The 12,158-nt window shown below is 60.6% G+C and carries 11 protein-coding genes and 1 riboswitch; of the genes, 6 read left to right on the top strand and 5 right to left on the bottom strand.

The features are described from left to right. The first annotated feature begins 74 nt into the window (after positions 1–74). Complete coding sequence (locus tag GSQ77_RS22715) at positions 75–1,094, top strand: LysR family transcriptional regulator (protein ID WP_158905070.1); 1,020 nt, start codon at positions 75–77, stop codon at positions 1,092–1,094. Positions 1,095–1,111: 17 nt separating this feature from the next. Here GSQ77_RS22715 and GSQ77_RS22710 read toward each other — a convergent pair whose 3' ends face one another. After that, positions 1,112–2,044 carry a LysR family transcriptional regulator gene (locus GSQ77_RS22710; RefSeq protein WP_158905068.1) on the bottom strand — a complete coding sequence of 311 codons (933 nt, stop codon included), beginning with the start codon at positions 2,042–2,044 and terminating at the stop codon, positions 1,112–1,114. Between the two features lie 208 nt (positions 2,045–2,252). Between GSQ77_RS22710 and GSQ77_RS22705 the strand changes: the two genes are divergently transcribed. Next, a complete protein-coding gene (locus GSQ77_RS22705; RefSeq protein WP_158905066.1) occupies positions 2,253–3,155 on the top strand; it encodes an alpha/beta hydrolase in 903 nt (300 codons plus the stop codon). 80 nt (positions 3,156–3,235) lie between these two features. Here the strand turns inward: GSQ77_RS22705 and GSQ77_RS22700 are convergent, their stop codons facing one another. The 3 genes from GSQ77_RS22700 to GSQ77_RS22690 all read right to left on the bottom strand — a co-directional run bounded on the left by GSQ77_RS22700 (position 3,236) and on the right by GSQ77_RS22690 (position 6,898). Continuing rightward, the gene (locus GSQ77_RS22700; RefSeq protein ID WP_158905064.1) at positions 3,236–4,420 is read right to left on the bottom strand and encodes a DSD1 family PLP-dependent enzyme; all 1,185 of its coding nucleotides are present in this window, start codon (positions 4,418–4,420) and stop codon (positions 3,236–3,238) included. Positions 4,421–4,511: 91 nt separating this feature from the next. Continuing rightward, positions 4,512–5,603, bottom strand: coding sequence for an alpha/beta hydrolase (locus tag GSQ77_RS22695; protein WP_158905062.1), 1,092 nt, complete (start codon positions 5,601–5,603; stop codon positions 4,512–4,514). A gap of 143 nt (positions 5,604–5,746) precedes the next feature. Next, the gene (locus GSQ77_RS22690) at positions 5,747–6,898 is read right to left on the bottom strand and encodes a patatin-like phospholipase family protein (RefSeq protein WP_158905060.1); all 1,152 of its coding nucleotides are present in this window, start codon (positions 6,896–6,898) and stop codon (positions 5,747–5,749) included. Between the two features lie 174 nt (positions 6,899–7,072). Here GSQ77_RS22690 and GSQ77_RS22685 point away from each other — a divergent pair, with 174 nt between their 5' ends. After that, complete coding sequence (locus GSQ77_RS22685; RefSeq protein ID WP_158905058.1) at positions 7,073–7,399, top strand: YnfA family protein; 327 nt, start codon at positions 7,073–7,075, stop codon at positions 7,397–7,399. A gap of 45 nt (positions 7,400–7,444) precedes the next feature. On the opposite strand, the gene GSQ77_RS22680 is transcribed toward GSQ77_RS22685, so the two are convergent. Next, the gene (locus GSQ77_RS22680) at positions 7,445–8,833 is read right to left on the bottom strand and encodes an FAD-dependent oxidoreductase (RefSeq protein WP_158905056.1); all 1,389 of its coding nucleotides are present in this window, start codon (positions 8,831–8,833) and stop codon (positions 7,445–7,447) included. A 405-nt stretch (positions 8,834–9,238) separates the two neighbouring features. After that, positions 9,239–9,338: riboswitch (guanidine-I (ykkC/yxkD leader) on the top strand. A 58-nt stretch (positions 9,339–9,396) separates the two neighbouring features. Here GSQ77_RS22680 and GSQ77_RS22675 point away from each other — a divergent pair. Genes GSQ77_RS22675 through GSQ77_RS22665 form a run of 3 tightly spaced genes read left to right on the top strand, consistent with a single transcriptional unit; the run spans position 9,397 to position 12,148 of the window. After that, positions 9,397–10,467 (top strand): putative urea ABC transporter substrate-binding protein, encoded by a 1,071-nt coding sequence (locus GSQ77_RS22675; protein WP_158905054.1) that lies wholly within the window; start codon positions 9,397–9,399, stop codon positions 10,465–10,467. 29 nt (positions 10,468–10,496) lie between these two features. Then, positions 10,497–11,312, top strand: a complete 816-nt coding sequence (locus GSQ77_RS22670) for an ABC transporter permease (protein ID WP_158905052.1) — start codon at positions 10,497–10,499, stop codon at positions 11,310–11,312. After that, positions 11,312–12,148, top strand: coding sequence for an ABC transporter ATP-binding protein (locus GSQ77_RS22665; RefSeq protein ID WP_158905050.1), 837 nt, complete (start codon positions 11,312–11,314; stop codon positions 12,146–12,148). The genes GSQ77_RS22670 and GSQ77_RS22665 overlap by 1 nt, the downstream gene beginning before the upstream one ends. The last annotated feature ends 10 nt before the right edge of the window (positions 12,149–12,158 follow it).

Genomic DNA, 12,158 nt, shown 5'->3' with positions numbered 1-12,158 from the left:
CCCGGCCATTAATGAAAGGTGTGGAGATCGTGCTATCGTCATCCTGTCGACTCGCAGCAAGGGACGGGACTAGCGTGACAACCAACTTCGATATTCTCAAACTGCTGGATGTCTTTCTGAATGTTGCAGACGCCGGGAGTATGACGACGGCCTCGCGTCGGCTCGGTGTTACGCAGTCGGCGATTTCGCAGCAAATCAAATTGCTTGAAGCGGAGTTCGGTTCCGCTTTGTTCGATCGACAAAGCCGCCCTCTGGTGCTTACCGCGGCCGGCATCGCGCTGTATCAGCGCGGCGGGCGCTTGGTGCTGGATGCGAGGGAAACGTGGGCTGAGGTGCGCCAAGCTTCCGACATGTTGTTGCCGCACTTGCGCGTGGCCATGTTCTCTACATTGGCCGCCTCACTGGTGCCCGCGCTGACCGCGGCGTCCGATGCCGGCACGCTGGCAGTCCAGACCCTTTCGATCATGCGGGGCGTTTCGCGCAGTCATATCCAGGATTTGATCAATCGCGAAATCGATATTGCCGTGACGTCGGATGCGCTCTATCAGCAAGAAGGCATCGAACGCCATGAACTGGTGCGCGAACAATATATCGTCCTGCTGCCACGCGGTACCTCAGCGGGCAGCACCGATCTGCGCGTGATCGCAAGCAAGTTGCCATATATCCGCTATACCTCGCGGATCCAGTCCGGCCAACTCGTCGAGCGCCACTTCCGGCGGCTGCAGCTTGATATCACGTCGAAGTTCGCATTCGAATCGCCCCAGGATTTGATCGCGGCGGTTGCGGCGGGGTACGGCTGGTCGGTCGTGGCGCCATCGCAGTTGGTTTATTCGCTGGGGCCCAATCGGCAGGTCGAGACGCTGCCATTCCCGGCGCCCGGGCTGAGCCGCAACATTACGTTGATCACCCGCAAGGGCGAATTTTCCAATGTGGCGACGCAGCTATCCACTCTGTTCCGTCGCGTGCTGCGCGACGAACTGGTGCCCCGGGTAGCCGCATTACTGCCTGGTCTGCCGGATGCGTTTACCTTGCTGGACGACGACCTGCCGGATCTGCAAGCCGTCGGTCAGGAGGTCGATCCGATCAAGGGCTAGGTCGGCGCGGCGACGGGCTATCGGTGCTGGTGCTCGGCAGCACGCAGCGCAGTGTCCCAATACGCCTCGGGCCCAAAGCGCTCACTGAGGAAACGCACGAATTCCCGGATTCGCTTGGGCAAATGTCGATCGGGCAGGAACACCGCATACAAGGTGCGCTGGGGCGGCCGATATTGCGGTAGCACGTGGATCAACCGGCCTGCGACGAGATGAGGGCTCGCGATGAACGAGGGCAAGATGCCCACGCCCAAACCGGCAAGCGCCGCCTCAGCGATCCCATCGCCGTTGTTCGCGCGAAAATTGCCCGACACTTTGATCCGATGTTCGCCATCGGGCCCGCTCAACTGCCATTCCCGCTTGCCGGTGCCGGCATAGATCAGGCAATTGCACCGCAGCAGGTCGGCGGGGCAGGCCAGCATGCCGATCGATGCGAGGTACGAGGGGGAGGCCACCAACGCGTGATGCACAGGGGCCAGTTTGCGCGCCACGAGGTTGCTCAGGCGCGGCTCATCGGCCATGCGCACCACAATATCCGCACCGCCCGAGATCAGGTCCACAAAATGTTCCGACAGCGTGACGTCGATTTGTATCGACGCCTGTTCACGCAGGAAGTCGGCAATCGCCGGCAACAAGTGCAACCGCCCGAAGGACATCGCGGTGCTTACGCGTATCAGGCCATGGGCATCGGGCGAGGCGTCCTCAAGGTCGCGCACGGCATCCTCGGCGTCGGCGATCACCCGCGCGCAACGCTCGTAAAACCGCTCGCCGGCTTGCGTGAGCCCCAATTTACGGGTGGTCCGGTTCAACAGCTTGACGCCCATGGACGCTTCGAGCGTCTGGATATGCTTGCTGACGAGCGCTTTCGAAATGCCACAGCGTTCGGCTGCCAGCGAAAAACTATTCAGGTCGACAACGGCCACGAAGGTCGCTAATGCATTCAGGTCACGCATGGGTTGCCAGGCTGGGAGTGACGTTGGTGAATTGTCTGTTCATCAAAAGCGGTTCAATCGATCGAGGCGAATGACGATAATGCAAACCACGCCGTGTAGGCATTATGCCTTCACGATTGGGCCATTGCCTCATAGCCCGATCTCATAGCCTCATTTACCACGCTGTACCGCCTACGCGGCTGCGCGACTATACGACCAAGGAAGCGATATGAACTGGAATGCCGAATATTACGTCAACAAAGGTCCGGTGCGACTCTATGTGTACCGCAAACGCGCCACGCCACCGGTTGCCGGCCAGGCGCCACTGCCGGTTTTGTTCCTGGTGCACGGGTCGACCGTGTCGGGTCGCAACACATACGACCTGCAGGTGCCGGGGCGCGACGACTACTCGGTGATGGACCATTTTGCGGCGCTGGGATACGACGTGTGGACGATGGACCACGACGGCTACGGCCGCTCCGGCTGGACCGAAGGCTCGAACTCAGGCATACAGTCCGGCGCCGACGATCTGCAACTGGCAGTGCCCTTCGTGCTCGAGACCACGGGCGTTTCCACCTTGTCGATGTTCGGCTCTTCGTCGGGTGCGTTGCGTGCATCGCTGTTCACGACGAGAAACCCGGAAAAGGTCAGCCGGTTGGGCATGGCGGCGTTGGTCTACACGGGCGCGGGTTCGCCGACCCTGGAGCAGCGTCGCACGAAATTGCCCGAGTACTCGGCTAGCCCCCGCCGTAAGGTCAATCTGGCGTTTTACGAGGGTATGTTCAATCGTGACAAACCTGGCACGAGTGAGGCGCTGGTACCGCAAGCGATCGCCGCGGCCGAGTTGCCATTGGTGAGTGAAGTACCGACCGGCACCTATGTGGACATGTGTGTCAATCTTCCAGCGGTCGATCCGGCTCAGATCGTGTGCCCCGTGATGATTATCCGAGGCGAGTACGACGGTATCGCAGCCGAGCCCGATCTACTCGATTTTTTCGCCAGGCTGCCGAACAAGGACAAGCAATTCGTTGCGCTCGCCGGCATCGCTCACAATCCGATGATGGGCGTGTATCGCAAGAAGTTCTATCACGCGCTTAAGGCGTTCCTGGAGATGCCGCTGCAGTCGGATTGAGCTGACGACGAGTTATGTGAGACCCGGTAAGAGGCGGCTAGACCCGGCGTGCCGCCTATTCTGGCACGCCGGCATCAGACTCACCAACCGTGGAAACGCCTCCAAACGGCGACATCGCCACGAGCCGAGAGAGCGTGATACTCGGGAAATTGAGCGCCTGTTGAGCAGGCATGATTGGGCAAGATGCGCAACTTCGTTCCAATCGGAAAGCGCGTGACCACGTTGTTGGCGGCCGCGGCAGCAGCGAGGTCATCTGTCGCGACGGCATGCGATTCACCCGCGACCGCAGGATGCAGTGGCGAGAGGATGCCATGTTCCTGGTTGGCCGCGCTCAGCACGTAGTCGGTCAGCAACGTGCCATCGAGCTCGCACGGTTGGCCATATCCAAAATCGTGACCCTGCTTCGACGTGCCGCGATCACGGCTCATCGCCATCCAGCCCGCGTCCAGTATCGCCCAGCCCTTTTCGACTTGGTGGCCGATGACAGTGGTAAGTACGCTCAAGGCGATGTCACCGAGCGCGCATACGCCGACGTTGTGCATCACGAGATCGAAAAAGACGTAAACGCCGGCCCGCACTTCGGTCACGCCGTCGAGTTTCTCGACAGCGAGGGCAGTGGGCGTCGAACCGACGCTGACCCCCACGCAGGGAATGCCGGCGGCGCGCAGACGCTGCGCGGCGTGCACACACCCGGCGCGTTCCTGCTCGGCCAGCGCGGCCAAGGCTTGCGGCGTATCGAGGTCATAGCTGGATCCCGCGTGGGTCATTACGCCGCCGACGCGCACGCCATGGTCATGCAGAATACGGCCGACCTGCAGCAGCGTGTCCTGTTCCGGCGTGATGCCCGATCGATGCCCGTCGGTATCGACTTCGATCCAGACCTCGAAGGTCTGTTCATGCTCGCGACTGAATTGCGCAATCGCAGTTGCCGCGATCGTGTTATCTACCACCAGTTTCAGATCGCACCCCTGGCTTAGCAGCGCCATTGCTCTCGGTAGTTTTGCGGGCACGATGCTTACGGCGTAGAGAATATCGGTCACGCCGGCGGCGAAAAATTCTTCTGCTTCTTTCAACGTCGAAACGGTGATGCCTTTGGCGCCCGCCGCGATTTGTGCACGCACCACGTCGAGGCACTTGGTGGTCTTCACGTGCGGGCGAAATTTCACGCCGAGCGCGTTCATGCGTTCTTGCATGAGCGCAATATTCTTTTCCATCCGTGGTATGTCGATCAGCGCCGCGGGCGTGTCGAGAGTGTCGAGCGTCATGAGGGTAACGGTAGTGAGTGTGCCTGCGCCAATTATAAGGTTTCGCAGGCGCTATCGACGCATATGACACCCACCGTCATGACAACCCACCTCAGTTCTTGCAGGTGTCCGTGCCGAACATTGCCGCAAGGGCACAGGGAGACGTCAGCATACGAGCGCCGTTATGACCCACGCCTGGCACGATATGGAAGGATTGGTTCAGGCCGGCAGGATGGCGCATTTGTAAATACCGGTAGTAGCCCTGCGCTCGCGCGACGCGCTCGGGGCCTTGGGCCTGTGCGGGACAACTTTTGTCGAGCGCGGCATTCTGAGGATCGTTGTCGTTGGCGCCGACGAGATAGTCGACTTGGCGCTCGACATACGCTTGTTCAAGCTGCGTCGGCGTTCGATCGCTCAAATAGGCAGGCCGGCTTTGCATGCCGTATTTCCATGCATTGAAGTCGGTGCACCGTGCCGCGTCGAATGGCGCGGGCATGCCGTTGGCGTCGGGGCGTTGCGCATCGAAATAGGCGTACGTCGACGGGCTCGATACCACGTAGCGCACGTCGATGCCTTCGGTGGCGAGTTCCTTGACGCCGCGGGCGGCCACCGCATAGCGTTGCACCACCTGTGCACCGCCCGAATGGCCGGCGAACACGATGTGCTGCAAGTTAGGGAACAGGCGGCGATCGGCCAGTCGGGCGACGATGGCGTCGAGCACCGTATAGGAGCTGATGGACGCGCCGCCTTCAGCCGTCTCGCCACCCATCCACGCGTTGTCATTCCAGCGCAAGAGGTCGCCCGGCTGGCTCGTATGCACGTCGGTATCGATCGAGGCCAGGAACTGCGGGGCGATCAGCAGCGTGGCGTTGGCATCGGTGCCCGTCAAGGTGTCCGCTGCCGCGCGCGCTTTCTGCGCGGTGTTGAAATAGACATTGGCATTGCGTAGCTTGCCGTGAATCACGATGACCGCGCGCACGATCTGCGGTTGCGCAACATTCCAGTCGCTCGACAGGTACAGCGGGAATTGCGCATGGCCCTCAGGCGTGGCTATCGTCAGCCGCGTATCGGAGATGACGGAAACCGGTTTCAGATTCGGCGTGTAGCGATGTTGCGCCCATGCAGACATCGAGGTAGCCACGCCAAGCGCCACGCAAAGTGTCGCGCTCAGAATCCGGATGATGCGAGATAACTTGAAGGTCATGAACCATGCTCCGATGCGGTGGTCCAGATCGTAGGGCTGCACTCGCTAAATGTAAAATACATAGTTCATGTATTTCCCATATGCGGGATGTATGGGAGCGATTGCGGCGATGAGGGCAACTCATGCCGCAAACCGGCAACGAATCAGGCGTGCACGAAGATGCCAATGGCCGGGTCAATCGCTGCGTTCCAGGGCGCTCGCGCAATCACCCGCCGAGTCTGCTCTCGTCCCGCATCCCAGCGGGCGCGAACACCGGCAGGTGTGAAGTCGATATCCTTGGTGTGATCTTCGCCTTTCACGGCCGGCACCCGCAGCGGCACCACGTGCATCAGCGTGCCGCAGCCCCAACTGAGCAGTTCGCGGGTCTCGCTGCGGCTGCGAACATCGTCCGGCAGCAGTTTGCCGAGTTCGCGCACGATATGGCGCAAATGGTGTATCTCCTGTTGCCGTTTCGTGTGGCTCTCGGCTTGGCTGGCGTACTGGATGTCCTTTTGACGGCCCATGACTTCGAGTATGGAATCCGGGTCCAGGCTTTCCTGCTGCCAAAGTTCGGCGGCAAAGATGATGGCATCGCGACGCGGGTTGTCGTTCATGACCACTTCGATCGGCGTGTTGGAGTAGATGCCGCCGTCCCAATACGGTTCGCCGTCTATCATCACCGCGGGAAAGGCGGGCGGCAGCGCGCCGGAAGCCATCACGTGGTCCACGCCCACGATTTCATCGCGGCTGTCGAAATAACGCATGCCGCCGGAACGAACATTGACGGCGCCGAGCGTGAGTCGCATTTCTGCCTTGGCGATGCGTTCGAAGTCCACCAATTCCTTGAGCGTGTTACGCAGCGGATCGGTGGTGTAATAGGCCGCATCGCTCACGCCTACCGGCATGTGCGAGCTGAACCAGGCACCCGACTTCGGCGAGAAAAATCCCGGGACGCCCTGTGACACCGTGCCCAGATTAGGAATCAGCCGGCCGAGATTGAGCGCATCCCAGTACTGCGTGGACCATGTCGAACTGGACGCCATTTCCCAGAACTGCCGCAGGCGCGCGACGCGGTTTTCCGGCGCGTTGCCCGCAATCAGCGCGCCGTTGATCGCGCCTATCGAAGTCCCCACGATCCAATCGGGTTCGATGTTCGCTTCGTGGAGTGCCTCATACACACCGGCCTGATAGGCTCCCAGCGCGCCGCCGCCTTGCAGCACGAGCACCACTTGCCCAGGCAGATCGGTGGCTGCTTTTTTGTTGGGTGCCGATTTCGCATCATGCTTCGCGATCGATTTGCTGCGAGCGTTTGCCATTTCTCCCTTCCTTCGCGTAACGACTCAACGCTGACTCACGTTGCGCTGAAACCATTACCGTCGTCGTGTGGCCTCGCGTCAATACACGAGTGTGTTGGTGGAGCATAGCCGTTTTTTTTGGCAGACGTGTGGCTAGCGGCGTATGCTCGCGCTGCAACTAAAAAGGAATGGCGTATGGTTGAACTGTTTAAATTAAGCGCGCTATTTGCGCTCACCGCCGTAACCGAGATTCTCGGATGTTATCTACCCTGGCTCGTGCTCAAGGAAGGACGCAGCGCGTGGCTACTGCTGCCGTCGGCCGTTTCCTTCGCGGTGTTTGCCTGGCTGCTCACGCTGCATCCGACAGCGGCCGGCAGAACCTACGCCGCGTACGGAGGCATGTACATCACCGTTGCACTTCTATGGCTGCGATTTGTCGATGGTGTCGCGCTGACGCGGTGGGACCTGGCCGGCGCGGGCATGGCACTGACGGGCATGGCCATTATCGTACTGCAGCCCTAGCAGCGAGAGAGTCAGGCGGCCCGAAGGCCGCCGTGCACCGACGTCTTAAACCGTGCGTGCCGGCACTTTGCCGAACAGCAAGTTAAGTCCTTCCGATATGGTCGGGTGCGCAATGATTGCATCGCGCACTGCAGTGTACGGCAGCTTGCCGAGCATCGCCATCTGCACCACCGCCACCACCTCGCCCGCATTGCTGCCCAGCATCGTGAAGCCCAGAATCTCGTCGGTATCCTTTGCGACCAACGCCTTCATGAAGCCACGCGTATCCGCGATCGTACGAGCACGCGGCACTACCGCCATCGGAATCTTTGCGACACGCACCTCGATGCCCAACGCAGCCGCTTCGATTTCACTCAAGCCGACTCGACCCAACTCGGGTTCGATGAACATCGCATACGGCACGAGCCGCCCCTTCGTCGACCGATCACCGCCGTTAAGCTGCGAGCGCAACACGCGGTAGTCGTCCCATGATGCATGCGTGAACATCGGCGTACCGGCGACTTCGCCGATTGCCCAGGTGTTCGGCGCAGTGGTCGCCAGATGCTCATCGACCTTGAGGAAACCTCGCGCGTCGGCCTCGACGCCGGCGAGATGCAGCCCGATCTCACGCGTGTTCGGCGTGCGCCCTGCGGCAACGAGAATGTCGGTCGCGGTGATCACCGTGCCGTCGGCCAGCGCCACGTTGACACGTTCGCCGGAAGCACCCGTGACCTCGCGAATCTTGATGCCCGTACGGATCTCGATACCCTCTTGCGCGAACGCGGCTTCGATCGCGTCCGTGACGTCCTGGTCTTCGCGGCTCGCGACCCGCGGCCCGTCTTGCAACAAGGTCACGCGGCTGCCCAGGCGACGAAACGCTTGTGCCATTTCCAAGCCGACATAGCCGCCACCGATAACGATCAAGTGTTCCGGACGCCGTTCCAGTCGCAGTGCTTCCACGTGCGTCATCGGCCGCGCATCGGCCAGACCGGGAACCGGAGGAATCGCGGCGTGTGTGCCCGTGTTGATGAAGACGTGTTCGCCTTCGATCACGCGCGTGCCGCCTTCGACAAGCGCCACCTCAAGCGTGCGCGGTGCGACAAACCGTCCGTTGCCCAACACCAGCTCCAGGCCCGATGCGCGAAACGCGTTGAAGTTGATATCGACCAACTCGTCGACGACCTTGCGCACGTGGCGTTGCACGCCTTGCATGTCCACCTCTGACGTGTCGGCCGGCACACCATAGTTGCGCGACTCGGCTGCCGCATGAACGACCCGCGCGCTATGAATCAGCGCTTTCGTCGGAATACATGCGACGTTGATGCATGACCCGCCTATCATGCCGCGCTCGACCACCGCGACGCGCTTTCCTGCGTTGGCCAATTCCGTGGCGAGCGTCTTGCCGCCTTTGCCGCCGCCGAGAAACACATATTCGAACCGTTCAGTCGTTGCCATTTTTATACTCCAATAACCAAAGTGCTTTGAGACCTCGCATTGCTTGCTGCGACGCGATGCTGCGTGTTGATGGATTCATGTTAGTCGTTGGAATTGGGTATTGCAGTGTCCAGGGCAGACATAAAATTGCTCGTTGCTCTCATTCTCTATCGGGCTGCCATCGCGGATGGAGCGGGGCTGGTGGTACGCGTCGAGCGTTAGAGAGGCCCGCGGCGCAATGTGGCGCGAGCACCGCTTGCGAGCGCGCATGCACAATCTCGGTGCTGCGATGCATCAAATCCGTGCTCGATGGTTCGCGGCGCGCTGCGAGATCAAGGCCAGCGTGGCGACTAACGCGGGTGGCACAGTTATCGCTTAGATAAGCTCGCAAGGAGCCGTGCGGTATTCGGTTCAAGCCACAATTTGGAAATAGGCGACTAGGGTTCCGGTCTGCGCAATGCGGATGCTGGACCGAGAGTTGCCGACCTCAGGTGAGGTTACACGGCGGGATAAAAGCCCGGGAGAGAACGCGAGAGATCGCGCTGCTCCCTGCCGCCGATAAACCATCCGTAGAGGTCATTTTTATGCGCAAGCTATACCGTCTCCTAGCCGTCGCCGTAGTCTCCCTCGCCTCTCTGACCTCAACCCCGAGCTTCGCTGCGGGTAAAAAAGACTTCAAGGTCTGCTGGACCATATACGCGGGCTGGATGCCGTGGGGCGAAGCCAAAACACAAGGCATCGTTTCGAAGTGGGCCAAGAAATACGGCATCAACGTCGATGTCGTGCAACTGAACGACTACGTAGAATCGATCAACCAGTACACGGCCGGCAAGTTCGACGGCTGCGCGATGACCAACATGGATGCGCTGACGATTCCGGCCGCAGGCGGCGTCGATTCGACTGCGCTGATCGTGAGCGATTACTCCAACGGCAACGACGGCATCCTGATCAAGGGCACGGGCAAGACGCTCGCCGATCTGAAAGGCCAGCAGATCAACCTGGTACAGTTCTCGGTATCGCATTACCTGCTCGCACGCGGGCTTGAAACGGCTGGCATGAGCGAGCGCGATCTCAAGGTCGTGAACACGTCGGACGCTGACATCTCGGCCGCGTTCGCCACCCCCGCCGTGCAACAGGTCGTGACCTGGAACCCGATGCTGGCCGACCTGAAATCGCAGCCGAAAGTGAGCGAAGTATTCGACTCCAGCAAGATCCCCGGAGAAATCATGGACATCATGGTAGTCAACACCCAGACGCTGAAAGACAACCCTGCACTGGGCAAAGCACTCACGGGTGCCTGGTTTGAAATGATGGCGTTGATGCACGAGAAAAGCGCAGCCAGCACCGCGGCCCTGACGTCGATGGCCAAAGCATCCGGCACCGATCTCGCCGGTTTCCAAGGTCAGCTCTCGACCACCGCGCTGTTCTATACGCCGCAAGCCGCACTCGATTTCGCGACGAACCCCGACCTGCCGAAGATCATGACGCACGTTGCGCAGTTCTCGTTCGATCATGGCTTGCTCGGTCAAGGCGCCCCGAGCGCGGATGCCGTCGGCATGACTTTCGACAAGGGCGTAGTGATCGGCAACAAGAGCAACGTCAAGCTGCGCTTCGATCCGACCTACGTTCGGATGGCCGCTGCAGGCAAGCTGTAATCGTAACCGGACCTTTTTGACGCAAGACTATGCGACTTATCAATCGACACCCCAGCGCAGGCGGCTCGCTGATGTTGCTGCTACTGCCGTTCATTGTTCTGGTGGTGGTCTACTTCACCAGTTCGTCGCTGCGTCTTGCGGTCAACCCGGAGGACAAGCTGTTGCCCAGTGCTACGCAGATGGGCAACGCCGTCAAGGAGTTCGCGTTCACCGAGGATAAGCGCACCGGCGAATATCTGCTGTGGAGCGACACCGAGGCAAGTCTCAAACGATTGGGCATAGGCCTGGTCGTGAGCGCTTCACTCGCATTGGTGGTGGGGATCGCGACCGGTACGATCCCGCTCATCGGCGCGGTGTTCTCGCCGTTCATCAAGGTGGTATCGATGATTCCACCTTTATCCGTACTACCGATTCTTTTCATCGTGTTCGGCCTGGACGAATTGTCCAAGGTGGTGCTGATCGTGGTCGGCATTACGCCGATGATCATCCGCGATCTGCAGCAACGCACGCGGGAAATTCCCAACGAACTGTGGGTGAAGGCGCAGACGCTGGGCGCCACCAGTTGGACGCTGATTTTGCGCATGATCGTGCCGCAGTTGTTGCCGCGTCTGCTGATCGCCATGCGGCTCTCGCTCGGTTCCGCGTGGCTCTTCCTGATTGCCGCTGAAGCGATCGCGTCGACCGACGGCCTCGGTTACCGGATTTTCCTGGTGCGCCGCTATCTGGCGATGGACGTGATCCTGCCGTATGTGATGTGGATCACGCTGTTGGCCTGGCTGATCGACGAAGCGCTGCGCCGGCTCACGCGCTGGGCTTTCCCGTGGTACGTGGGAGGAGACCGGTGATGATCGAAGTACGTAACGTCTGGAAGGAATACGGTGAGCAGGTAGTGCTTGAGCGCGTGAACCTGAAAATCGAAGAGGGCGAATTCTGTTCGATGGTCGGCGCTTCGGGTTGCGGCAAGTCCACGTTCCTGCGTCTGCTGCTCGGCCAGGAGCGCGCGACCCGCGGTCAAATTTTGCTCGATGGCAAGCCGTTGCCGGGCGAGCCCGATGCGCATCGCGGCGTGGTGTTCCAACGCTATTCCGTGTTCGAGCATTTGAGCGTGATCGGTAACGTGCTGCTCGGCTTCGAGTTGCCGCAGGCCAAACTCTTCGGGCGCCTGTTCGGTGCACGTCGCCGCGCAGCGCGCGACGACGCGGTGGCGATGCTGGAGCGCGTGGGCTTGGGCACGGTGCTCGACAAATATCCGCAGCAACTGTCGGGCGGCATGCAACAGCGCTTGGCGATCGCTCAGGCGCTCGTGATGCGCCCACGCGTGTTGCTGCTCGACGAGCCGTTCGGCGCGCTGGACCCCGGTATCCGCAAGGATATGCATGACCTTTTACTGAAACTGTGGCGCGAGTCGGGCCTGACCATTTTCATGGTGACGCACGATCTGAAGGAAGGCTTCACGCTGGGTAGCCGCGTACTTGTCTTCGATAAAGTGCGCATCGACCCGCAGGCGCCTGGTGCTTATGGCGCGCGCATTACCTACAACATTCCATTGAATCACGGCGGCCCTTCGGCCATAGCGCCCGCTTTGGCCAACAGCGCGGAACATAGCGCGGCGCAAAGCGCAATCAGTCGCACAGACCGCGCCGTTGCGGCTCGAGCGATCCGATCCGAAGCCCCGACATGAGAAACCCGAC

Origin of the sequence: Burkholderia sp. L27(2015) (assembly GCF_009765705.1) — a bacterium.
In the GTDB taxonomy this organism is placed as follows: Bacteria; Pseudomonadota; Gammaproteobacteria; order Burkholderiales; family Burkholderiaceae; genus LMUX01.
Note: the sequence above shows the minus strand (reverse complement) of the source record. Positions and strands in the feature narration are given on the sequence as shown.

Coding starts and splice junctions, on each gene's coding strand:
- GSQ77_RS22710 (WP_158905068.1), bottom strand. CDS start 2,044: ATGCGTGACCTGAATGCATTAGCGACCTTCGTGGCCGTTGTCGACCTG.
- GSQ77_RS22705 (WP_158905066.1), top strand. CDS start 2,253: ATGAACTGGAATGCCGAATATTACGTCAACAAAGGTCCGGTGCGACTC.
- GSQ77_RS22700 (WP_158905064.1), bottom strand. CDS start 4,420: ATGACGCTCGACACTCTCGACACGCCCGCGGCGCTGATCGACATACCA.
- GSQ77_RS22695 (WP_158905062.1), bottom strand. CDS start 5,603: ATGACCTTCAAGTTATCTCGCATCATCCGGATTCTGAGCGCGACACTT.
- GSQ77_RS22690 (WP_158905060.1), bottom strand. CDS start 6,898: ATGGCAAACGCTCGCAGCAAATCGATCGCGAAGCATGATGCGAAATCG.
- GSQ77_RS22685 (WP_158905058.1), top strand. CDS start 7,073: ATGGTTGAACTGTTTAAATTAAGCGCGCTATTTGCGCTCACCGCCGTA.
- GSQ77_RS22680 (WP_158905056.1), bottom strand. CDS start 8,833: ATGGCAACGACTGAACGGTTCGAATATGTGTTTCTCGGCGGCGGCAAA.
- GSQ77_RS22675 (WP_158905054.1), top strand. CDS start 9,397: ATGCGCAAGCTATACCGTCTCCTAGCCGTCGCCGTAGTCTCCCTCGCC.
- GSQ77_RS22670 (WP_158905052.1), top strand. CDS start 10,497: ATGCGACTTATCAATCGACACCCCAGCGCAGGCGGCTCGCTGATGTTG.
- GSQ77_RS22665 (WP_158905050.1), top strand. CDS start 11,312: ATGATCGAAGTACGTAACGTCTGGAAGGAATACGGTGAGCAGGTAGTG.